This window comes from Neobacillus sp. YX16 (assembly GCF_030123505.1).
Taxonomy (GTDB): Bacteria; Bacillota; Bacilli; order Bacillales; family Cytobacillaceae; genus Neobacillus.
Genome location: NZ_CP126115.1, coordinates 5,150,141 through 5,170,224, shown reverse-complemented (window position 1 = coordinate 5,170,224; position 20,084 = coordinate 5,150,141). Strand labels below are relative to the sequence as shown.

At 36.4% G+C, this 20,084-nt stretch carries 24 protein-coding genes; 16 read left to right on the top strand and 8 right to left on the bottom strand.

All coding sequences use genetic code 11. From position 1 onward, the window contains the following. The first annotated feature begins 37 nt into the window (after positions 1 to 37). The 8 genes from QNH48_RS25640 to QNH48_RS25605 all read left to right on the top strand — a co-directional run bounded on the left by QNH48_RS25640 (position 38) and on the right by QNH48_RS25605 (position 8,741). Positions 38 to 1,219 carry a hypothetical protein gene (locus tag QNH48_RS25640; protein ID WP_283952526.1) on the top strand — a complete coding sequence of 394 codons (1,182 nt, stop codon included), beginning with the start codon at positions 38 to 40 and terminating at the stop codon, positions 1,217 to 1,219. A gap of 107 nt (positions 1,220 to 1,326) precedes the next feature. Beyond that, complete coding sequence (locus tag QNH48_RS25635; protein ID WP_283952525.1) at positions 1,327 to 2,277, top strand: NAD-dependent epimerase/dehydratase family protein; 951 nt, start codon at positions 1,327 to 1,329, stop codon at positions 2,275 to 2,277. After that, positions 2,261 to 3,196 (top strand): lysylphosphatidylglycerol synthase transmembrane domain-containing protein, encoded by a 936-nt coding sequence (locus tag QNH48_RS25630; protein WP_283952524.1) that lies wholly within the window; start codon positions 2,261 to 2,263, stop codon positions 3,194 to 3,196. Before QNH48_RS25635 ends, QNH48_RS25630 begins: the two co-directional genes overlap by 17 nt. Further along, positions 3,193 to 4,662 (top strand): alkaline phosphatase family protein, encoded by a 1,470-nt coding sequence (locus tag QNH48_RS25625; protein WP_283952523.1) that lies wholly within the window; start codon positions 3,193 to 3,195, stop codon positions 4,660 to 4,662. The genes QNH48_RS25630 and QNH48_RS25625 overlap by 4 nt, the downstream gene beginning before the upstream one ends. Continuing rightward, positions 4,655 to 5,449: a glycosyltransferase family 2 protein gene (locus tag QNH48_RS25620; protein ID WP_283952522.1), complete on the top strand. Its 795-nt coding sequence runs from the start codon at positions 4,655 to 4,657 to the stop codon at positions 5,447 to 5,449. The genes QNH48_RS25625 and QNH48_RS25620 overlap by 8 nt, the downstream gene beginning before the upstream one ends. Before the next feature lie 53 nt (positions 5,450 to 5,502). Continuing rightward, complete coding sequence (locus QNH48_RS25615; RefSeq protein WP_283952521.1) at positions 5,503 to 6,264, top strand: hypothetical protein; 762 nt, start codon at positions 5,503 to 5,505, stop codon at positions 6,262 to 6,264. 29 nt (positions 6,265 to 6,293) lie between these two features. Continuing rightward, positions 6,294 to 7,223 (top strand): FTR1 family iron permease, encoded by a 930-nt coding sequence (locus QNH48_RS25610; RefSeq protein WP_283952520.1) that lies wholly within the window; start codon positions 6,294 to 6,296, stop codon positions 7,221 to 7,223. A 60-nt stretch (positions 7,224 to 7,283) separates the two neighbouring features. Further along, positions 7,284 to 8,741, top strand: a complete 1,458-nt coding sequence (locus tag QNH48_RS25605; RefSeq protein ID WP_283952519.1) for a hypothetical protein — start codon at positions 7,284 to 7,286, stop codon at positions 8,739 to 8,741. 604 nt (positions 8,742 to 9,345) lie between these two features. Here the strand turns inward: QNH48_RS25605 and QNH48_RS25600 are convergent. Beyond that, positions 9,346 to 10,215: a cation diffusion facilitator family transporter gene (locus QNH48_RS25600; protein WP_283952518.1), complete on the bottom strand. Its 870-nt coding sequence runs from the start codon at positions 10,213 to 10,215 to the stop codon at positions 9,346 to 9,348. Between the two features lie 347 nt (positions 10,216 to 10,562). On the opposite strand from QNH48_RS25600, the gene QNH48_RS25595 reads away from it, so the two are divergent. Beyond that, positions 10,563 to 10,802, top strand: a complete 240-nt coding sequence (locus QNH48_RS25595) for an AAA family ATPase (protein ID WP_283952517.1) — start codon at positions 10,563 to 10,565, stop codon at positions 10,800 to 10,802. Between the two features lie 266 nt (positions 10,803 to 11,068). Beyond that, on the top strand, positions 11,069 to 11,332 hold the full coding sequence (locus QNH48_RS25590; RefSeq protein ID WP_283952516.1) for a hypothetical protein: 264 nt from the start codon (positions 11,069 to 11,071) through the stop codon (positions 11,330 to 11,332). A 58-nt stretch (positions 11,333 to 11,390) separates the two neighbouring features. On the opposite strand, the gene QNH48_RS25585 is transcribed toward QNH48_RS25590, so the two are convergent. Continuing rightward, the gene (locus QNH48_RS25585; protein WP_283952515.1) at positions 11,391 to 11,684 is read right to left on the bottom strand and encodes an LAGLIDADG family homing endonuclease; all 294 of its coding nucleotides are present in this window, start codon (positions 11,682 to 11,684) and stop codon (positions 11,391 to 11,393) included. A gap of 144 nt (positions 11,685 to 11,828) precedes the next feature. Next, a complete protein-coding gene (locus QNH48_RS25580; RefSeq protein ID WP_481858515.1) occupies positions 11,829 to 12,518 on the bottom strand; it encodes a spore coat protein in 690 nt (229 codons plus the stop codon). 165 nt (positions 12,519 to 12,683) lie between these two features. Here QNH48_RS25580 and QNH48_RS25575 point away from each other — a divergent pair, with 165 nt between their 5' ends. The 3 genes from QNH48_RS25575 to QNH48_RS25565 are packed head-to-tail and all read left to right on the top strand — an operon-like array spanning position 12,684 to position 14,472. Then, entirely contained in the window at positions 12,684 to 13,256 is a 573-nt protein-coding gene (locus QNH48_RS25575) for an IMEF encapsulin system ferritin-like cargo protein (protein ID WP_283952513.1), read from the top strand. A 20-nt stretch (positions 13,257 to 13,276) separates the two neighbouring features. Further along, positions 13,277 to 14,125, top strand: coding sequence for a family 1 encapsulin nanocompartment shell protein (locus QNH48_RS25570; protein ID WP_283952512.1), 849 nt, complete (start codon positions 13,277 to 13,279; stop codon positions 14,123 to 14,125). Beyond that, a complete protein-coding gene (locus QNH48_RS25565; RefSeq protein ID WP_283952511.1) occupies positions 14,125 to 14,472 on the top strand; it encodes a 2Fe-2S iron-sulfur cluster-binding protein in 348 nt (115 codons plus the stop codon). The genes QNH48_RS25570 and QNH48_RS25565 overlap by 1 nt, the downstream gene beginning before the upstream one ends. A 58-nt stretch (positions 14,473 to 14,530) precedes the next feature. On the opposite strand, the gene QNH48_RS25560 is transcribed toward QNH48_RS25565, so the two are convergent. The 3 genes from QNH48_RS25560 to QNH48_RS25550 all read right to left on the bottom strand — a co-directional run bounded on the left by QNH48_RS25560 (position 14,531) and on the right by QNH48_RS25550 (position 16,059). Then, the gene (locus tag QNH48_RS25560) at positions 14,531 to 14,995 is read right to left on the bottom strand and encodes a hypothetical protein (RefSeq protein WP_283952510.1); all 465 of its coding nucleotides are present in this window, start codon (positions 14,993 to 14,995) and stop codon (positions 14,531 to 14,533) included. Between the two features lie 137 nt (positions 14,996 to 15,132). Beyond that, positions 15,133 to 15,777 carry a DUF2085 domain-containing protein gene (locus QNH48_RS25555; protein WP_283952509.1) on the bottom strand — a complete coding sequence of 215 codons (645 nt, stop codon included), beginning with the start codon at positions 15,775 to 15,777 and terminating at the stop codon, positions 15,133 to 15,135. Positions 15,778 to 15,840: 63 nt separating this feature from the next. After that, positions 15,841 to 16,059 carry a hypothetical protein gene (locus QNH48_RS25550; protein ID WP_095246705.1) on the bottom strand — a complete coding sequence of 73 codons (219 nt, stop codon included), beginning with the start codon at positions 16,057 to 16,059 and terminating at the stop codon, positions 15,841 to 15,843. Positions 16,060 to 16,279: 220 nt separating this feature from the next. Between QNH48_RS25550 and QNH48_RS25545 the strand changes: the two genes are divergently transcribed. Further along, positions 16,280 to 17,287: an AI-2E family transporter gene (locus tag QNH48_RS25545; RefSeq protein ID WP_481858514.1), complete on the top strand. Its 1,008-nt coding sequence runs from the start codon at positions 16,280 to 16,282 to the stop codon at positions 17,285 to 17,287. 12 nt (positions 17,288 to 17,299) lie between these two features. Continuing rightward, positions 17,300 to 17,533 (top strand): hypothetical protein, encoded by a 234-nt coding sequence (locus QNH48_RS25540; protein ID WP_283952507.1) that lies wholly within the window; start codon positions 17,300 to 17,302, stop codon positions 17,531 to 17,533. 37 nt (positions 17,534 to 17,570) lie between these two features. Here QNH48_RS25540 and QNH48_RS25535 read toward each other — a convergent pair whose 3' ends face one another. Continuing rightward, on the bottom strand, positions 17,571 to 18,278 hold the full coding sequence (locus tag QNH48_RS25535; protein ID WP_283952506.1) for a DNA alkylation repair protein: 708 nt from the start codon (positions 18,276 to 18,278) through the stop codon (positions 17,571 to 17,573). A 165-nt stretch (positions 18,279 to 18,443) separates the two neighbouring features. Between QNH48_RS25535 and QNH48_RS25530 the strand changes: the two genes are divergently transcribed. After that, positions 18,444 to 19,415: a cation diffusion facilitator family transporter gene (locus tag QNH48_RS25530; RefSeq protein WP_283955891.1), complete on the top strand. Its 972-nt coding sequence runs from the start codon at positions 18,444 to 18,446 to the stop codon at positions 19,413 to 19,415. 25 nt (positions 19,416 to 19,440) lie between these two features. Here QNH48_RS25530 and QNH48_RS25525 read toward each other — a convergent pair whose 3' ends face one another. Then, on the bottom strand, positions 19,441 to 19,953 hold the full coding sequence (locus tag QNH48_RS25525) for an acyl-CoA thioesterase (RefSeq protein ID WP_133369105.1): 513 nt from the start codon (positions 19,951 to 19,953) through the stop codon (positions 19,441 to 19,443). Positions 19,954 to 20,084 lie beyond the last annotated feature (131 nt).

Here is a 20,084-nt window from a genome sequence, read left to right as displayed (position 1 = left end):
TTATCAATTAGGTACATAATAGAAGAGGGGATAACAGATGGAAAAGAGAGAATTAAAAGTTATTTTTGCAAGCTTTATTATGGCTTCAACTGTTTTAGGAGCTTGTGGAGCTCAAGAAACAGCGGAAAAGCCAAAAGAGCAAAAACAGGAACAGACCGAAACAGCTGATAAAGCGGAAGAAAAGACAGAAGAAGTGGATTTTGCTGCGGTTTACAAAGAAGCAATTACAGAATTAGATAAAGCGAAAGAACAAAAAGAAGTGGATTTCGCGATGGTAACCGACCTATATACCAAAAATCTTCAAAGCCTAGTACAAAAAAGAGATGCAGAAGTTGAAGCACAACATGACCAGCATATTACAGCAGCACTTAAAGCTGGCCAGGACGGCTCAATGGATCCAATAGTTGTTAGACAGATTTTTGATAAATTAATGCAAAAAGTTTTCTATACAACGGTTAAACATGAATTTACTGAGGTTGTTGAAAATTGGGATAAAAAGGATATTGTAAAAGAAGAAATTGAAGAAGCAAAGGAGTATTATGCAATCCTGAAATCCACAGTCGAAAAGCGTGACGCAGCCTATGGAACAAACATGGTTTCTGTCATTGACGGAGGTTTCGCTGAAATGGAAAAAGCAGTTGAAGGAGATGATCAGCTTGGATTCCAATTAGGAAAGCAAGTGGTAGATAAAACGTTAATGAAAACCTTCTATTTTGCTACTGGAGCCATTCCGAATGGATATGCAACAAAAGCTGCTGCTGAAGCAAAAGAAAATCCGGAAGTTGCGAAAATTGAACAAGCTGAAGGCTGGGCGTTTTACCAATCTCTTATCAGCTACCTAAATTCACATTCTCCAGAAGAAGCTGCTTTCATAGAAAGCCAATTTAATTTAGAAACCGATGTGGCATCTCTTGACCCAGCTGCGGTTAATAAAGCATTTGTTCGTGGTTTCTCTAAAATTGCTCTGGACGAGTATGCTGAAAGTGTAGAAGCATGGGGTGAAGATAAATCTCCTATCACCGCTTTAGAAGGTGCGCTGTTTATTGATGTCGTTGGTGAAGATATCAAAGGAATCATTGGGGCTGAAGCCTATCAAACATTAACGGAGCAGGCCAGGAAATACCTTGAAACCGCTAAAGCAAAAGATAAGGTAGCTGGTGAGCCAGTTTTAGCTGAAATCCAGACTACATTACAAAAAGTAATTGAACAAGCGAAATAGGTAATTTACTTGAACGGGAGAAACCTTGTCGGCACTACAAGGTTTTTCCTTTTGGAAAAAAAGTCTATAATTGGATTAATCAATCCAATTAAGTAGATAGAGGTGTTATGTTGAAGATTATCATTACGGGTGGTGCAGGCTTTATCGGAAGCCATCTAACAAGAAAACTGATGTTAGAAAATCATGAGGTATATGTAATCGATTGCCTGCATCCATATTATTCGTTAGAAAGAAAAAAGAAGCACTTACAAACAATCGGTTCTTTAACCAGTGAACAATTTACATCATTAGATCTTTTAAACAGGAATGAAACCATTTCGTTCTTTCAGACTATATCACCAGACGCTGTAATCCACCTTGCGGCCATGCCTGGTGTTGCTTACTCCATTGAAAACCCATTTGAGTATGTAGATTATGATATTAAAGCAACCATCAATGTGCTCGAAGCCTGTGGTCAAAGTAATGCAAGGCAAATCATCTTTGCTTCTTCCTCATCTGTTTATGGAAACCAGGAGGGTCCTTTGAAGGAAGAAATGGCAAACGGAAATGTAATCTCACCATATGCGGCCTCCAAATATTCGGCGGAGTCCTTTTGTCATGTATATCGGCATTTATATGGTTTTCAAACAAAGATCTTAAGGTTTTTTACCGTTTATGGGCCATGGGTTCGACCAGACATGGCAATCGGTATCTTTTTAAAGAAATTGCTAAACAAGCAAGCCATTACTCTCTATGGTGAAGATAGGGTTCGGGATTTTACATATATCGATGATATTGTAGACGGTATTTATTTAGCGTTAACACAATTACACAGAAGCGAAATCATCAACATAGGTTCGGGTAATCCCATATCCATGCTGTCTTTATTAAATGAATTAAAGCAATATTTTCCTGAGATGGAGATTCGAAAAGATGATTCTCGTGCAGGGGATGTTGTACAAACTTGGGCCGATATTCGTCGAGCAGAAAATCTATTAGGATACAGTCCGAAGGTAGACTTCGGAAAGGGCTTAGCTGAAACTGTAAAGTGGGCGAAGGAAAATGAAGTTTTCCTTTAAAAAAATAAAGTTCATATCCTCGTTGTTGATTGTCGTTTTCTTTTTTTATCTGACGGTTCAGTACTTTGATGGTGAATCAATTATCGACGGTATAGCGGCCATGATACAATCTCCGGTCATCTTAGCTGTTATTGTAATTGTATATTTCCTTTCTTTTTGTTTGAAAGCCTTAGCCTGGAAGGTTTATTTAAATGGACGGCCAAGGTTATCAACGTGTTTATTGGGAGTTTTATATAGTTTGCTTGTAAATCATATACTCCCTATCAAAGCAGGTGATCTTGTCCGAATAAAAATCCTTAGCACCAGGGATGAGATAAGTGGCGAGGAATCGTTCAATTCTGTCATTATTCTTAGGTTACTGGATATGGTCTGCTTAGTAGGTATTACACTAGTAGGACTTCTCGTACTTGAAGTAGATTTTAACATACCTACTTTTCTGATCATGATTGGAAGTATTTTTTTGCTTATAGTACTTATTGGTATCATGAAGTTTTTTCCTGGATTTTTAATACGGCAGATGGCTTTGCTTAAACAAGGATTTAGTGGTAGAAATGGATTGGTTGTTTTTTCGGCTACCTTCGTCAGTTGGATTTTGGAAGCTGCAGTCCTAATGGGAGCTGTTATCGTGTTCAATCAAAATTTATCGATTTTCGAAGCCGTTTTTGCGAACAGTGTAACCATTTCTGGGCAAATCTTTCAAATAACACCAGGTGGAATTGCCAACTATGAAAGCTTTCTTGTCTTTGCATTACGATTGTTCGGAATTACGATTCAAGAAGGCTATACGATTGCCATTGTTACTCATACGGTGAAGTTCTTTTTTTCCTATGCAGCAGGTATTATGGCTATCATCATATATCCCATTCCATTTAACACCATGTTAAGTTGGATCAGAGTGAGAGGAGTGAGGGGAAGTTGAAAAGTGCATCAAAATTTGAGAAGGTTGCGGCAAGATGTTGGAATTTATTAAATGAGGGGAAACCCTTTACACCAATCTTTGTCATCGGTACAATGCTGTTATTTCATATCGGTGCTTTGACCGAATGGGATTCTGTCGCGGCTTTAATTCAATCATTTATATACGTAATCCCAGTATTAGTTATTTACTACATTTTTGATTTTCCGTTATTCTTACGAAATTATCTTTGGATTCCTTTTGTCGTCTTTTTAATCATTTGGAATGATACGAATATAGGACTCTTATTTTTTTCAATTGGGTTATATTTCTTTTTTACCGTATTCTTTTGGGGAACGCTTTATTATCATTTAAGGATTGGAACATCCTGGTTAAACTTTACCCGATTCTGGAAGCTTGTCATGAAAAATAGTGATTCAACAAGTGGAAACGCACAAGAACAAATTCCTAAGTTTTTACTCGTGCTGTCTCTTTGGGAATCTATCTATACAAAAATTGATATTGGTACATCGGTAGAGTTCTTATCCATTATTATTTTCTACATATTTATATTTGTCTTTGCATTCATTCTTCATCGTAATCTATTTGATTGGAAGCCCAAAATGTATAGTGGCTTTACAAGAGAACATTTTGCGGAGCTAGAGAATAGTATTTCCGATAAAGTGATCGTAATAGTCATAGATGGAATGAGGAAGGAACGTTTTTATGAGGCAAACACTCCCTTTCTCGATTATTTGAAGGATAACGGCACAGAATACTTGAACATGGAAACCGTCTACCCTGCCAGAACGGTCGTTTGTTTTTCATCGATGTTTACAGGTACATATCCGATGGAACATGGAATCCATTCCAATATGGTTTGGAAATTAGGGATAAAGGTCGAAAGTATCTTCGATTCCTTAAGAAAGGTTGGAAAAAAAGGGAGGCTGTTTGGTTGCGCCCATCTGGTTGATTCGATGGGGAGTGATGTTGAAACCTTTACAGCAGTTATGCATAATGACAAAGTTGACTCTGCAATTATGGAACGAGCCAAGAAAATCATGAAGGAACAAGATCCGGATTTGCTTATTGTGCAAATGATTGCAACGGACCAAACCGGTCACAGCCGGGGTGTGCTTTATGATGAATACTTGCAAAAAATACATGAAGCAGACCGCCATGTTAAAGACTTTGTCGACTGGCTGACAGAAGAGGGGAAAATGTACAATACGACGCTTTTCATCTGTGCGGATCATGGACAGGCAGACGGGATTGGGGGTCATGGTCATTTAGACGAGGGTGAAAGATTTGTTCCTTTTTTTGTCCATGGGCCCAATATTGCAAAAGGAAAGAAAGTGGAAGAAAAGCACAGTCTTGTCTCATTAGCTCCTACATTAGCCTACTTGCTTGGTGCTCCTTTTCCTAGTCACAGCAGAGGTAAGGTTTTATTAGATTCCATTGAACAGAAGGATGAGAAAGAAAATGGATAAACTTAAAGTAATGGTTTTTTTACCCGCCTACAATGAGGAGGAATCCATCGGCCACGTTATTCGTCGAATCCCAAGGGATTTTCATGAAAGCGTGGATGTTAAGGTTTTAGTCATTGATGATGGTTCAAGTGATCGAACAGTTAAAGTATCAAAAAAGGCAGGAGCAGACTATATTGTCAGTTTCACGAAAAATCAGGGACTTGGTGCTGCTGTTAGAGCTGGTTTACGCGAATGCTTTGAAAGAGGAGCTGACATTGGGGTAATGATTGACGCAGATGGTGAATATCCTGCTGATTGTATACCTAATCTGCTAAGACCTATCTTTCAAGGTGAGGCCGATTACACAATGGGGTCCCGCTTTTTAGGTACCATAAAGGGAATGAAGCTCCATCGCCGCTTAGGGAACTACTGTTTTACCTTTCTACAGAGCTTGTTGTTGAGAAAGTGGATCTATGATGGTCAATCCGGGATGAGAGCTTTTACGAGACCAGCGCTACAGCATGCTGAAATCATCCATGACTACAATTATGCACAAGTTCTCACGTTAAACCTTGTTAGAAAAGGGTTTCGGGTTAAGGAAGTACCAATCCCATACCATGTACGTTCAACTGGAACATCCTTTATCACGTTTAGGGGATATCTATCGAGGGTGTTCCCAGCTATTTGGAAGGAGTGGTTCCGTCAGGTTGAAAAGGTGGACTTTCAACACAACGCATATACATTGGAATCGGAGAAGTTCGAATTTAATGAAAATACTCATAAAAACAAGCTGAGCATTGTAAAATAACATTGACGTAAAGAGTGATAATCATTATCATTGGTGCTAGGAGGAAATAGGTTATGACAAAACGAATACTTTTACCTTTTATAGTCATTCTTCTTTTAACCCAGGTGTTTACCACCACAGCAAATGCTTACTCATATGGTGACCCCAATAAAGAAGATTTGGCTGAAGCATATAAAAAAATGTTAATAGAATTAGATAAAAATCCTCCAGATTATAATACAGCTCGGAAGCATTATGAAACGGTAAAAGAAGAAGTAGATATGCATATGGGACCTGATCCTTCGAAGATTATTCTCCAAAATTTAGAAGATAAAGATAAGGAACAGACCATTGAAAATTTGGATGAACTTCTCGTATTAAATATTGCCCGACGTTTAGAGAATGTTGAAAGTAAATTTTCGGAGTTTGACACGAGTAAACGACTATTAGCGAAGGGTTTTGCTACCTATGAAGCTCTTTCTCCTAAAATAGAAGCAAAGAATTCGGAGCTTGATAAAGAAATCAAAGCAGAATTTGATAAAGCTTTAGTATCTTTAGGAAATCCCGGACTTTTTGGAGTGGGGCAAAAAGAGGCCGATCAGGAGGCATTTATAGCAAGTCAAGAAAAGATTCTATCCACACTTCAAACGGAATTTAATATTAAAAGTTTAGAAGTTGGACATTTTTCCGAAAGTGCCACACAAACAGAACAAGTAAAAAATAATGATTGGACCGACCTTTCCAATATTCGAAATTGGATTCCTATCATCATTATTGTGGCTGTAATCGCATTGGTAGTTTTCGTGGCAAGACGAAAAAGAAAAAGAAATAAATAAATTGTTTCAATAGGGGAGAGGTGAAGTATATGGAAATACAAGCGTTGTTAATAACTTTTCGCGAGGTACTTGAAGCGCTGCTGATTGTAGGAATTATCACTACATACTTGAAAAGGACGGATAACAAGAGGTACACAAAATTTATTTGGCTGGGTGCCGGTCTTGCGGTAATAGCCAGTTTTGGGGCCGCTATGTTATTTCAACTCGTTTTCACGGGCTTTGCGGCAATGGTCAGTGAAATGTATTTGAAAATCGGCATTATGGTTATTTCTGCTCTCCTATTAACACAGATGGTATTTTGGATGGCCGGTCATAGCAGGGAAATAAAAGGAAATACAGAAGATAAGATGAATAAGTTTATTTCGACTGGAAACGTTGTTGGAATGGTGATTCACTCTTTCCTAGTAGTTCTGCGTGAAGGGATTGAAACAGTCTTCTTCTTTGCTGCCATTACGGGTGGAAACATTGGTGCGGCGATGCAGGGATGGGGAGCCATTACAGGCGTTATCATAGCAGTTGTTGTTTCTTATCTGTTCTTTAAGGGAACAATGAAAATTTCACTTAAAACGTTTTTTAAAGTTACAGGGGCGTTTATTATTTTAATTGCAGCCGGGTTGTTGGTTCAAGCAATCTCCATGATGCAGGATTTAGAGATTATCGGAAGTATTATCCCGCATCTCTATGATTTGACCTGGTTGCTACCGGAGCATCCGATTGATTACCAACATTATATTCGAGACAACGGAAACACACCTTTATTGTCAGGGGAAATTGGCATCTTTTTAAAAGCATTGTTTGGTTATTCATCAATGCCTTCCATTGAAGAAGTTATAGCTTATCTTGGCTATTTTGCTGGAATCTATTTGTTAACATCACACCGGTCAAATGAGGATATAAAACAAAGTGGTAAAGAAGAAGTAAATGTTTTAGATAAGATAGTAGGCAATCAAGAAAGATAAAGTACAAGGGATTTTACCTTGTACTTTTTTCTTATAATATATTTTTCGAATGGTGATTATATGAAATTTCATAGTAATGTTAATTGGTTTCACAAGTTTCTTATTGTAACGAGTATTGCCGCCATACTCTTTCTATTCTGGTATCAACTCAGGCATATAAATGCCTTTGCCGCAACATGGGATCAGGTAGATTATTCTCTTGCACTAGAACGATTTGATATTATGGCCATGCAGCCGCATTTCCCAGGTTACCCTTACTTTATTCTTGGTGGATTATTTGTTCATCAAATTGTTCAAAATCAGGCGGCCTCTTTAACTGTTTTTAATATCCTGTTTTATTTTAGTACAATCTTCCCCATCTATAAGCTTTCAAGAGGGTATGTTACAAAGTCTTACAGTTTCATGGTTAGTGCATTAATCTACTCCTCCTCCTATGTACTTGTAACTGTAAATCAGCCGATGTCTGAAGGCGCTGGCTTAGCCGCGTTATGGTGGTTTTTTTGGAGTGTTGACCGTGCTTTACGCAAAAAAGGCTTCGTAAGAGATTTGGTTCCTCTTGTGATTTTTAGTATATTACTAGGAATTCGTCTCTCATACTTACCATTCGGAGTTGGACTTATTTATTTGTTTTGGAAAAAGTGGAGTGATAAGCAGTATACTTTGATTCCGCTCTGTTTTCAAATATTCTTCGCTTTGATATTGCAGCTGATATGGGTATGTGGCCTGATAATTTCTGAAGGCAGTATACAGGGATTTGTGAAGCTTTCCCTTGCATTTACAAGCGGTCATTTTAATGATTGGGGAAACACTGCGGTTTCAAGTGACCATTCTGTTTGGTCCCGGGTGATAACTTTGTTATTCACCAATGTGTTTTGGCATGGACTCTCTTCGCTGTCTATATGTATTGCTAGCATCATAATTGTCATATCTCTTCTAGGTTTATCTTATTTCAAGTGGAGTATAAAAACACTTTCGTTGGCTTATTTGATGGCTTTAAGTTACTTTATCTGGGCACTTTTGGCACAAAATCTAGAAAAGCCTCGGCATATTGTTCCTATTGTCTTGTTTATTTTGTTTATATTGCTGATTACAATCGCGAAAAAACATACTCATCCCATTACTGCTGCCATCTGTCTGTGCCTGCTAATGTCCAACATAATAAATTCAATTCATATGATCCATTCGCAAGCTTCCGAGCAGCCTGCAAGCTATCAATTGGCTGAATACGCAAAAACAATGGATAAAAATTCAATTATTTATACATGGGAAGAAACAAGGGTTTTACAATATCTCGATGTTCCAGTTCCACATAAGAGAATTTTAACATATGAGGTTTTCTTACACGATAAGACCTACTATAAAAACAACAAAATTTATTTAACGAGTAAAGTTATTGAAGGGTTCTCAAACCAAGGTAACGATCTTTCAGGCAAAATCAAAAAGGTAAAAACGTTTCAATCCAACCCAATATATGATCCTGTTTATCACGAGATTTCATTGTATGAATGGATTCAATAAAGTAAAAAAGCTTATGGGAGATAACTAAGTGGATTTTAGGATGTATATAAAATGATTTATGCAATTACAATATTTATTTTTGCAGGACTTGGGCTATCATATTTGGTTATATTTAAGAGGAGGTAACCCATATTACTGGGGATTGGTTGGAGGAATAGCATTAATTTTGTATCGTGTAATCGTTCGTAATACATCTAGTATTATTATTCATGTTTAAACTCCTTTACCACCTTTTTAGATTGTTTTTAATATGGAGTATTCCTTTATATTAGTTTCGCTGTATCAAGCATAAAAGCCAAAAAAGCGATGCCGTAAAGAGCGTCGCTTTCTTGGATAAATCACTAAAATTCAACCCACATTCAAATGACTAATATCTATTTTCCCATTCTAGACTATGCTAGAAAATAAAAAGAACATCATAATGATTTGAGTGATTAAGATAGATGAGTTGAAGGTCGAAGGTGCCTAGGTAACCCCTTTAATTAATCCTATCCGTCAATGCAAGGTGTAAACTGGTACGAATAGTTCAGATGACATCAAACATAATGGGATATTTGCAAAAAATTACATATAGCAAAGTTCTAAACGTGTCTATCCTATAAGATTAGTTCGGCTCAACGTGGACAATCACATCGTAGACACTGTGCTCTTTGATTAATTTATCTTCAACCATTGACGCAATATCATGAGCATTTTTAACATCTAGTTTCGAATTAACAAGGATAACAACATCCACGACCACATTATTACCGTAATTTCGTGCTTTTATGTCCTTTACACCTTTTACACCATAACAATTGGTGATAGTAGCTTTATATCCCTCTAATTCTTTCTGATCAAACCCATCTGTAAGATGGTGGGAGGCATCACGAAAAATTTCCCAAGCTGTCTTACAAATAATTAAGCCGACGATGATAGCGGTGATCGGATCTAACCAGGGAAGACCAATTTGAGCAGCGACAATTCCAATGAATGTACCAATACTGACCCATGCATCTGAAAGATTATCCTTTGCAGCAGCCATTACAGATTGGCTATTTATTTCTCTTGCAAGTTTTTTATTATAACGATAGACAAAATACATAACAAGTGCACAGAAGAGTCCTGTCCACGCTGCGATTAAATCTGGAGATTCTTCTATTCTATTAAAAACACTAGTGATGGCTTGATAAGTAACCTGAATTCCCACACCCATCATGATAAACGAAGCTACCATAGAAGCAACGGTTTCAGCCTTCCAGTGTCCGTAAGGATGGTCATCATCTGGTGGTCGCTGAGATAATTTTAGTCCAATTAATACAGCAACTGAGGCTACAATATCAGTGGCATTATTCAATCCATCCGCTTTTAATGCTTCAGAACCTGCGATAAACCCTACAATTATTTTTAATGAGGACAAACAAAGATAAGCAATAATACTTATAAATGCACCTCGTTCTCCTCTTTTTAAATCCAAATATGCTTGTTCTTCCATTCTTTACCTCCAGTTACTTAGACTGCCTTATATATTATGGAACAAAAATATCTAGTGGGTCTAGAAAAACCTTTTGTCTACCATCTAACAATATAAAAGAGATGAAAAAAAGTTTCTCTTAGGAAACTTTATAAGGGATATTTTAATAATCATGATGAAAATTATGGGTGAAAATCATTTCCATGAGTTTATTTGTAAATGTAGTAAAAACTATTCTAAAAAAGGGGTTCGAAAATGAAAAAAACTTTTGATTCTAAAGTTTTAGAGGTTTTGGAGGACAAGATTAAGTTAATTAAAACGGATAAAGGTGCCATTTATTTAGTAGGTCCTATTAGACTCCCAGTTAATTGCCATTAAAAGAAAAAAGATTTTCATTAGATGAGGTAGGTGTAAATGTTCCAAATAATTCTAATGAAAAAACAAAACGAAAATTACGGAATGCTTTGGAAAGTGCAATTAAAGGTCGAAAGGTTAAAGTTATATTACTTGATGAAGCACAGCATATGACTAAAGTTGGAAGTTCAAAGGGATTAAGAAACCATATGGATTCTATAAAATCATTAGCCTCAAAATTCGGGGTCCAATAATATTATTTGGAACTTATGAGTTATTAAGCTTTAGAAATATAAACGGGCAATTGGGAAGGAGAACTACAGAGGTTCATTTTTCTAGATATGACTCCGACGAACAGGATGATATTAAAGCTTTCAAATATGCCCTTTGGTATTTTCAAAAAGCTTTTCCCTTACATGAAGAACCTGATCTTGTAAGTGAATGGAAATATTTCTATTTACACACTATTGGATGTGTCGGTACTCTTAAGGAGTGGTTGAATAACACTTTTAATACTAAAATGAGGAGAAATGAGGAAACAAAAACACTGGTCTTGAACGATTTTAAAAAGTATGAACCAACAATTGACCAAGCATATATTATGGCTGAAGAAATTACTAGAGGAGAAACCCAGCTTAATCAAAAAACAGAAGAAAAGGAGCAAATGCTAAATAGTTGGTTAAAGTTAGACGAGGCAGAGGAAAAGGAAGATAGTAAAAGGACTACTAATAATCGTCCAGGAGAAAGAAAGCCAAAGAGGGATAAAACAGGGACAGATCTTTAAAAAAATCCTTCTAAAAAAGATAGAATGGTGATTGAATGAATACTATTGAGAAATTGGATCACTTAAACAATTTCCTAAATCTTGATGAAGTAGCAATAGAACGAAGTAGGTTGTATAATATTTTATTCTTTATATTTAATGTAAATGAATCCTTATGTTTATCAGGATTGTAATTCTTTTTATTATTGATTGTTCCTCCTGATAGGGACTGAATGTAAATTAATAGTTCTTTATCTGTTGAAGCAATGGATATGCAAGGACGTCGATGTTCGCATTCATGCATTCTAGTTAATGAAATGGATCCCTCCCCATCAATAATTCCTGCAATATATGCAGCTTCCCAACTTTCCATTTGAATCACTCCTCATAAAATCCCTATCTTAATTAAACAAGAACGCACGTTCTGTTTCTATTGCATTATTTAATGTAATATTTTTCAAATATGAACAAAAAAACTATCCTTCATATATGAATGAAAGGATAGCTTTCTTAAAATTTAATGCGGCATATTATTGTTCATATTCATATTGTTATTAGGCATTTGTGTTTGGCCCATATTTTGTCCCATTGATGACCCCTGTGTTGTGGTAAAAGAATTTCTGTAAGTATTCATATCCTGCTCAGCAAGCTGCGGTACTTGGTAGTAATGATGTTTATTTTGATAAATAGAGAGTTCATAACCCATTTCAATACAGTTTGGAATGGAATCAGCCAATACACGGCGAACAACTGGGTTGGTTGTTTCTAGCGCTGCCATCGTTTTCATCGAAGCACCAGATTTACAGGAAGCTAACAAACAGCTTGAAATGTATTCATCATTAATTTCGGATACGGATTGCCAAGGTTTCTTTGGCTGAGTTTGCTTCATCCCATAGATAAAGTCATTCCCTTGGTTCATCATATATCTTGAAGTAGGATGGGAAGGATTTTGTCCGGTTTTGAAACACTCCACAGTGATGTTGTATTCGTCCTGCATAAATTTATATTGGCGATCCAGAATATCCAGTAATTCTGGATCCTTTACATGCTGGCGTAATAACATGTATGAATTCATTGTGCCAATAGCTGCTCCTAAAACCTCATTTAAGTCAATTACCTCGTGGCCCCCATGATTCAGTTGCGGAGGGACATTACCCGTATGCATATTTTGGTGCATTTGCCCTTGCTGTCCTTGCTGGTTTTGCATCATATTCTTCTCCTCCTAAGTGATTGATATTAGCCATAGTTATTATGTATCAATTAACCGGAGTTATTCACAATAACAATTTCTTCAAAAGATTGTAACGTAAAGGTTTTAGAAATAGAATTCCACGTCAATAATGACAGGTAATGAGTATTAGGAGGTGCGGCAGTGCAAGAAGAATTAAAGATATTTTATCAAATATTTACAACCACCAAAGATGCAATTGAAAAATTTATGAATATGCTCGACCCGGTCATTCAAAATGCTGAAGATGAACACGAGAGACTATATTATCACCATATTTACGAAGAGGAAGAACAGCGGCTTTCTCGATTAGTTGTCTTGATTCCGCTTATTAGTAAATTTCAACAAGTGAAGAATGAGGCAGAGTTTTCACCAACCAACAATGAATTTAACCGGCTTTTACAGGAACTTAACCTCGAAAAATTCGGATTACATAATTTCGTCGAACACTTAGATTTAGCACTCTTTCGCTTTACAGATGAAGAGCGGAGCAGCTTGTTAAATAGCTTAAGGGAAGTTTCGTATAAGGATTATCAGCAGGTAAAACAAATGTTAATTGAAATTAACAGTCGATTTGATACCAATTATGTAGACCCACATGCCCATCACGATGAGGAACATGACCATTTAGACCGATCAGGAACTGAAACAGTAGTTAGACAAGCTGCTCCTCAAACTATACAGAGAAGGGGCTTTACGGTGGGAAGCTTAATCTAAGGAAAAGAGAGGATAAACCAATGAATAAAATACAATTATACCCGGATTCACCATTATCAAACCAAGAATTTACTCAGTTGGATCAAACCGTTATTGATGCAGCAAGAAGGCAATTGGTCGGGCGCCGTTTTATTGAACTATACGGTCCGCTTGGAAGAGGAGTCCAAAGTATCTTTAATGATATCTTTGCAGAAAATTTAGAAGCAAAAATGGATTTTCAGGGGTCCTTTGATACGGATATTGAGAATAGTAAAAGGGTTAACTATACCATTCCTATGCTTTATAAAGACTTCGTATTATATTGGCGTGATATAGATCAGGCAAAGGTATTAGATATCCCTATAGATTTTTCAGCCGCAGCCAATGCAGCACGTGATGTGGCGATACTAGAAGACCAAATGATCTTCCATGGTACCAGGGAATTTGATATTCCTGGTTTAATGAATGTACCTGGCCGATTAACACACTTAATTGGTGAATGGTTTGAATCTGGAAATGCCTTTCAGGATATTGTTGATGCAAGGAATAAGCTGCTTGAGATGAATCACAATGGACCATTTGCACTTGTACTTTCACCACAATTATATTCACTTATCCATCGTGTCCACCGTGATACAAATGTATTAGAAATTGAACATATTCGTGAATTAGTTACTGATGGTGTGTTCCAATCTCCTGTTTTAAAAGGAAAATCAGGTGTGCTTGTTAATACAGGGAAAAATAATTTAGATCTTGCTATATCAGAGGATTTTGATACTGCTTACTTGGGGGTAGAAGGGATGAATCATCCTTTCCGTGTTTATGAAACAATCGTTTTACGAATTAAACGTCCTTCAGCCATTTGTACGTTGGAGTCAATGGGGGACTAATGAATAGTCGCGTATTCACAGTAGGTTCACTAATACCAGGAAGGCTGATAGTAAAACCGCAGACTTCAGAACCGACCGATAACAAAAAAAACAAAATAGAAGAAATCATCGTAGAGCAAAACGGCAGTAAAATCGAAATTCACCATGTAAAAGGAAAACTTTTGGATGCAGCCCTGGATCAAGGGAAGCAAATCAATTATAAATGCCGTAAAGGAACATGCGGACAGTGTACAGTCAAAGTAATAAAAGGTCCTGGGCTATCAGCTCCGAACGAGCTGGAGCAGAAAAAGCTGAAGAATGCACTCACTGCCGGATATAGATTGGCTTGCCAGACAGAAATTCTTTAAGAATACTAAATAACAGCCAACAAAAAAACGAGGTCCATTTCCCAGGACCTCGTTTTGTTTATGCTAATTTGACAATTTTATCTTCAACAGGGAATGGAAGTGAGATATTGTGCTTATTTAATTCATTCACACTAATATCCTGAACAAGTCTTAATGCTTCTTTTTTGAAGGTCTTTGTAACAAAACCAGCATTTACTTCACATAATTTTTGTAAATATTGTAATGTATCACGAACTAGCATTTGTTTAATATAAGCGTTATTTAGCTGGCAAATTAATTTATGCTCTAATCCTTTAATAACCGCAATTTGATCCACATGGGCAATAATATTTTGTCCCTCTTCATCGATAAAACCAACAGATACATACTGTCCTTTTGAGAAATCAACATTAGTAAACACAGGGTTTAAATAGGTTTCACCGGACGAAAGACGGATAGAGTCTGCTTCTGCTGCACCACCGATTTTACGTTGATTGGCAATAACCGTGTGAATATCCTTTAACCCAAATAGCATGTTAAACATATTGATGATCCCCCATTTCCGAAGTTGTTTATATTGTTGATTCTATAGATAATGAGAATCATTGTCAATGGAGTATAATGTCTAATTTTGACGTTTATATGAATTTACCCACTGGGAAATCAAACCAATATTTTAATTTATATAGGTAAAGATAAAACCCATGCATGCGCCATAGAAAGTAGTGAAAGAAAAGTTAAACTGACCATAATCGAAAGAGCACACTTTAAACCTGCTTTACGAATAAAAGGAAAAAGGAAGGAAGACAACAGGCTGAACCATCCGATGACTGAAAAGATAATAAAGCTGTCAAGTACGATATGCGATGGTTGTCCTAAATAAAATAGTCCGCCCAAAAATGCACTTATCATTAGTGGAATGAATAAATCCTTACTTTTGCTTAATACAGCTACACTCTCATGATTAAAATTTTTTTTCGAGAGGAGAGGGTAAATAAAATAAGGCAAAATGAATCCAAAGGCAATTCCCGTCACTAATCTCCGAGGATTATTCGAATCAAATAGATGTGTATAGGAACCTAGACCGTCTATCATTAATGGAAAAAGGAACATCAAAAGTACAAAGCTTACTTTAATAGAGGGAATCGTGATACTTTGTTTTCGTTTTGTAAATTGTAAATAAATGAGTGTAGAAAAAACACCTATATAAATGCCAGTATCTCTTGCGCAAACTGTCAGGGCATTACCGGACACTTGCAGCGATCGATCTTCTAATTGATGACATATCGCTCGACCAAAAAAATGGAGAATTTCATGAAGCAACATTTATCACTCCTATACTCAAAAAAAACCCAATTCAATCCAAAGAATTGGGTTTTTATCTAGAAATTAATACGTCATAAAGGCCGGAATAATGGACAATGCAGAAGCGGCAAACCAGCAAATACAACTAAGGACAATGGCAACAATACCGATAATTAAACAAGTTTTTCCGACTGCTTTTTTGTCAATATCTTGATCATTCATCCAAACAATCCCTAGAATGATTCCAACTACAGGTATGAAAAAAGACAAGATGTATAAGAGTGCTTTTTGGCCTCCTGACAACTTCAATCCCTCCAATTAATAACGAGATAAATCACGCTCTTTGAATATGTATGAGAAGGGATTGGAAAATTTGCCTGTCTAGCTATTAGAAATTTCCTCTGGGTCTTTAGAATGAATCTTTTTTAAAAAAGATTCAGACTTAAAAGTAACAATCAGATACTTATTTGTTATAATAAAGTTAATACATAGTTACTAGGACATAAAAAATGGGGTTTGGTAAATTAATATGATAAATAATCTACTTAAAAGCAGCGGTTTTAAAAGAATTTCTATTTTTGTCTTACTTGCACTTGTTCTTTATGGACTAAAAGATATGATCAATTTGATTTTATTTACGTTTATCTTCACCTTTCTAATGGATCGATTGGTAATCTTCTTGTCGAGAAAGATACCTCTTAATCGAAAAATACTAGTTGTTGCTTCCTATTCCACGATTGTAGGTCTTCTCTCGTATGGCCTTGTGAAGTATCTGCCAATGATAATTGGAGAAATAACAGCCTTAATCAAACAGATTACGGCATTTTATACCTCGAAGCATGACAATATCATCTTAAATTATTTAGTTAGCCGTCTTGAGGAAATACAAATATCAAGTTATTTGGAGAGAGGTTTTACCTTTGTAATTTCCTATTTTACAGATATTAGTACATTTAGCCTGCAAATATTAATTGCTCTTTTAATGAGCCTTTTCTTCTTACTAGAAAAACCTCGTTTAATAGAATTTACAAAAAAATTTAAAACGAGTAAGATTGCATCTATTTACGCTGAAATAGAATTTTTCTCTGGAAAATTTGTTAGTACTTTCGGAAAAGTAATTGAAGCACAATTAATCATTGCAGTTGTTAACTGTGTACTTACAACAATTGCACTTTGGATATTTGGATTTCCACAGTTAGGTGGACTTTCCATTATGATTTTCTTCTTAGGATTGATTCCAGTTGCTGGGGTAATTATTTCTCTAATTCCACTGGTCATCATAGGATATAGTATTGGCGGAATCATGACAGTACTTTATGTCTTTATTGCAATCATGATTATCCATGCCATCGAAGCATATATATTAAATCCAAATTTAATGTCTTCAAAAACCAATTTGCCTGTTTTCTATACCTTCCTAGTATTAATTTTTTCTGAACACTTTTTTGGAGTTTGGGGCTTAATAATAGGTATTCCGGTCTTTGTTTTCATCTTGGATGTATTAGAAGTAACAGATAATAAGAAAGTATAGAAGGTGATCCTTATGAGCGAATGCAAACTGGACCATACAAAGGAAGATGTAAGAAATAAATATGAATCACAAGCAGCATTTCTTCCAGAAGACATGAAGCCTTTATTTACTCGATTTTTTTCCGAGGAGCATACCCAGGACCTATTAAATGAAGTGTTTCATCTGTTGAAAAAATATGATTTAGCTTCAGAAGAAGAAAGAAATGCAAGAAATAACCGACTACTCTTAGTATTGAAAAACGTATAAAATAGTGAAAACCCCCAATTCAATGGGGGTTTTCTATTTAGCAAATGGCACTTTTCTTCTTTATACCTATTTTATCTTTTTGAGCAATTTTATTTATATATTGTGTTGCTACTGGTACTTTACATGCGGTGTTACCGACATTCACATGGACCTTTCCAATTTTGTCAGCAACTAAAATGGCTTCTTCATGCAATTCTTTCACATATGCTCCTACACCAATAACAAAGGTATTCATTGCATAACGAACACGGTTTCGCTCTTCATGAATACTTGATTCTATTTGATTTAGCCTGCTTCGAATTTCTTCAATATCCAACTCTTCATCTGGATGAATGGAAAGATAGTTTGTATATGTATTCCAGCCGCATACAGCTGTCATTTCTTCAGGTGAATTCATCCATTCACGTGCAAGTTCAAGTGCATATTCACTTTCTGATGTAACCCCTGCAACCGTATATTCGGCAAGCATATACCAATATGCTTTTTTAACCCAATCCTGCAGCGTTTCTTTTGAAATCAATTTCGGGTCCACAGATAGTCCAGCTAAGTACATCGCATCATGATTCCCCGTATCATAAAGTGCCAATGCAAGTTGATGGTCCTTTTTCACATACTTTATGAGTTTCTTTAAGTCACCTACTTTAACTCCAAAGAACGGTTCCTTTACCCCGTGGTTCATATAGATTTTTTTCGTTTGCTCTGACCCAAATTCCTCAAGCTTACTCATCACTTCTTCTAATTTCATTCCCATTCCTCCTCCAGAATCAGTATATCCCTTTGTATTACTTATTCTACCAGCATTTTTACCAATTGGAATAAATTCACTAAATAGGAAGTCGGCTATTTTCATGAAAATAGCTTTTTTTGAAAATAGTAAGGATATCTAAAAGCACGAGAAAGTAGGGGTATGATGGGAGAATTATTTATATTATTAAGAAAAGGGAATAAATCTGCATTGATTGCAGCAATCGTTAACACAATCATTTCCATCGCTAAAGGTGTTGCCTATATGTTTACGGGAAACGTTGCGATGTTTGCGGAAACGATGCATAGTCTAGGAGATGCGGCTAACCAGTTTTTTGTGTTTATTGGATCTGCCTTAAGCAAGAAGTCGCCAACTGATCGTTTTCCAAATGGCTTTGGCCGATTGGTTAACTTAGTCTTATTAGGAGCCGTATTAATCGTTGGAATTATGGCGTTTGAAACCATCCAAGAAGGTTATCATCATATTCTACATCCAGCCAAATCGGAAGGATTCTTAATAAATGTAGGTGTACTGGCATTTGCTCTCATTCTTGAGGTGTACGTTCTCTATAAGGCAATGAAGGAGGTCATGCATGAGGTCGGAGAAGAAGCAAACGGTCTAAGTGTCGTAATAAGAAGTTTTTCCCATTTAGGGAGAGCCAAGCCGGCAACAAAGCTTGTTTTCATGGAAGATTTAGTGGCGACAAGCGGGGGCCTGCTGGCGATTCTTGCAGTAATCATATCCCATTTCACTGGTGTCCTTTGGATTGAGGGAGCTGCTTCGATTCTCATCGGTTTAATGATGTTTTTTGTTGTCGGCCGAGTCTTTTTGGATAATGCTGCAGGTGTTCTTGGCAGGGCAGATGAGGAAATGGAAGAGAAGATTGGTCAATTAGTGATGTCTGACCCGGATGTTAAAGATATCCAAGACCTTGCTGTCATTAAAGAAGGGGAAGATTTACATGTGGAATTGGAAATTGAGATTGACCCTCATCTAACGATTGCAGCTGCAGATGACATTAAAGACCGTTTGCAGGAGAAAATCATGGCAGAAAAAGGCGTCGTCGATGTCACGATTGAGTTTGATGAAGAAGATGGGGTTACGACGTGGAAAAGTGAGTCTACAGAGAAAAAATGAAGATAGGCAAGCTATCAGCCTATCTTCATTCCCAAGGTTTTTCAGTTGTAAAATAACTTGCGAGTTCCTTACTGTTTTTACGATGTTCTTTCCGTTTTTCAGCTCTATCTTTTCCTGTTTCAAACAGCTTTTTTTCTTCTTTCGTTTCGGGAATAATCTCAGGAACTTTTGTTGGTTTTCCATCTTCATCCAAAGCAACAAAGGTTAAAAAAGCAGTAGCAGCAATTTTTCGATTACCTGTCATTAAATTCTCTGCAATCACCTTGACGAAAACCTCCATTGAACTGGTTCCAGTCCAGGTTACGAAAGATTCAATACAAACAGAGTCCTGTTGAGTAATCGGACTTAAGAAATCAACAGAGTCTGTTGAGGCGGTAACAACTTCTTTTCTTGCATGTCGTACAGCTGAAATGGAGGCAATCATGTCCATGTCACTCATTAATCTGCCTCCAAATAAGGTATTATGATTGTTTACATCATTCGGAAAAATTCTGCCCGTCCTGACTACTCTAGATTCATTACAAGTTTTTGGATTCATTTTATTCCCTCCATAATCTGTGATAACTTATTTTTATCTGAAAACCAATTCTATAATCATATCATTTGTTGAGCTAAGGAGTAAGATTTTAGGTAAATATTAAACAATTATGATAAATTACTTATTAGCAT

What these genes read in the sequence shown, in the direction of transcription:
- QNH48_RS25640 (WP_283952526.1), top strand. Translation starts at nt 38, where the DNA reads ATGGAAAAGAGAGAATTAAAAGTTATTTTTGCAAGCTTTATTATGGCT.
- QNH48_RS25635 (WP_283952525.1), top strand. Translation starts at nt 1,327, where the DNA reads ATGTTGAAGATTATCATTACGGGTGGTGCAGGCTTTATCGGAAGCCAT.
- QNH48_RS25630 (WP_283952524.1), top strand. Translation starts at nt 2,261, where the DNA reads ATGAAGTTTTCCTTTAAAAAAATAAAGTTCATATCCTCGTTGTTGATT.
- QNH48_RS25620 (WP_283952522.1), top strand. Translation starts at nt 4,655, where the DNA reads ATGGATAAACTTAAAGTAATGGTTTTTTTACCCGCCTACAATGAGGAG.
- QNH48_RS25615 (WP_283952521.1), top strand. Translation starts at nt 5,503, where the DNA reads ATGACAAAACGAATACTTTTACCTTTTATAGTCATTCTTCTTTTAACC.
- QNH48_RS25610 (WP_283952520.1), top strand. Translation starts at nt 6,294, where the DNA reads ATGGAAATACAAGCGTTGTTAATAACTTTTCGCGAGGTACTTGAAGCG.
- QNH48_RS25605 (WP_283952519.1), top strand. Translation starts at nt 7,284, where the DNA reads ATGAAATTTCATAGTAATGTTAATTGGTTTCACAAGTTTCTTATTGTA.
- QNH48_RS25600 (WP_283952518.1), bottom strand. Translation starts at nt 10,215, where the DNA reads ATGGAAGAACAAGCATATTTGGATTTAAAAAGAGGAGAACGAGGTGCA.
- QNH48_RS25590 (WP_283952516.1), top strand. Translation starts at nt 11,069, where the DNA reads ATGAGGAGAAATGAGGAAACAAAAACACTGGTCTTGAACGATTTTAAA.
- QNH48_RS25585 (WP_283952515.1), bottom strand. Translation starts at nt 11,684, where the DNA reads ATGGAAAGTTGGGAAGCTGCATATATTGCAGGAATTATTGATGGGGAG.
- QNH48_RS25580 (WP_481858515.1), bottom strand. Translation starts at nt 12,518, where the DNA reads ATGCAAAACCAGCAAGGACAGCAAGGGCAAATGCACCAAAATATGCAT.
- QNH48_RS25570 (WP_283952512.1), top strand. Translation starts at nt 13,277, where the DNA reads ATGAATAAAATACAATTATACCCGGATTCACCATTATCAAACCAAGAA.
- QNH48_RS25565 (WP_283952511.1), top strand. Translation starts at nt 14,125, where the DNA reads ATGAATAGTCGCGTATTCACAGTAGGTTCACTAATACCAGGAAGGCTG.
- QNH48_RS25560 (WP_283952510.1), bottom strand. Translation starts at nt 14,995, where the DNA reads ATGTTTAACATGCTATTTGGGTTAAAGGATATTCACACGGTTATTGCC.
- QNH48_RS25555 (WP_283952509.1), bottom strand. Translation starts at nt 15,777, where the DNA reads ATGTTGCTTCATGAAATTCTCCATTTTTTTGGTCGAGCGATATGTCAT.
- QNH48_RS25540 (WP_283952507.1), top strand. Translation starts at nt 17,300, where the DNA reads ATGAGCGAATGCAAACTGGACCATACAAAGGAAGATGTAAGAAATAAA.
- QNH48_RS25535 (WP_283952506.1), bottom strand. Translation starts at nt 18,278, where the DNA reads ATGAAATTAGAAGAAGTGATGAGTAAGCTTGAGGAATTTGGGTCAGAG.
- QNH48_RS25530 (WP_283955891.1), top strand. Translation starts at nt 18,444, where the DNA reads ATGGGAGAATTATTTATATTATTAAGAAAAGGGAATAAATCTGCATTG.
- QNH48_RS25525 (WP_133369105.1), bottom strand. Translation starts at nt 19,953, where the DNA reads ATGAATCCAAAAACTTGTAATGAATCTAGAGTAGTCAGGACGGGCAGA.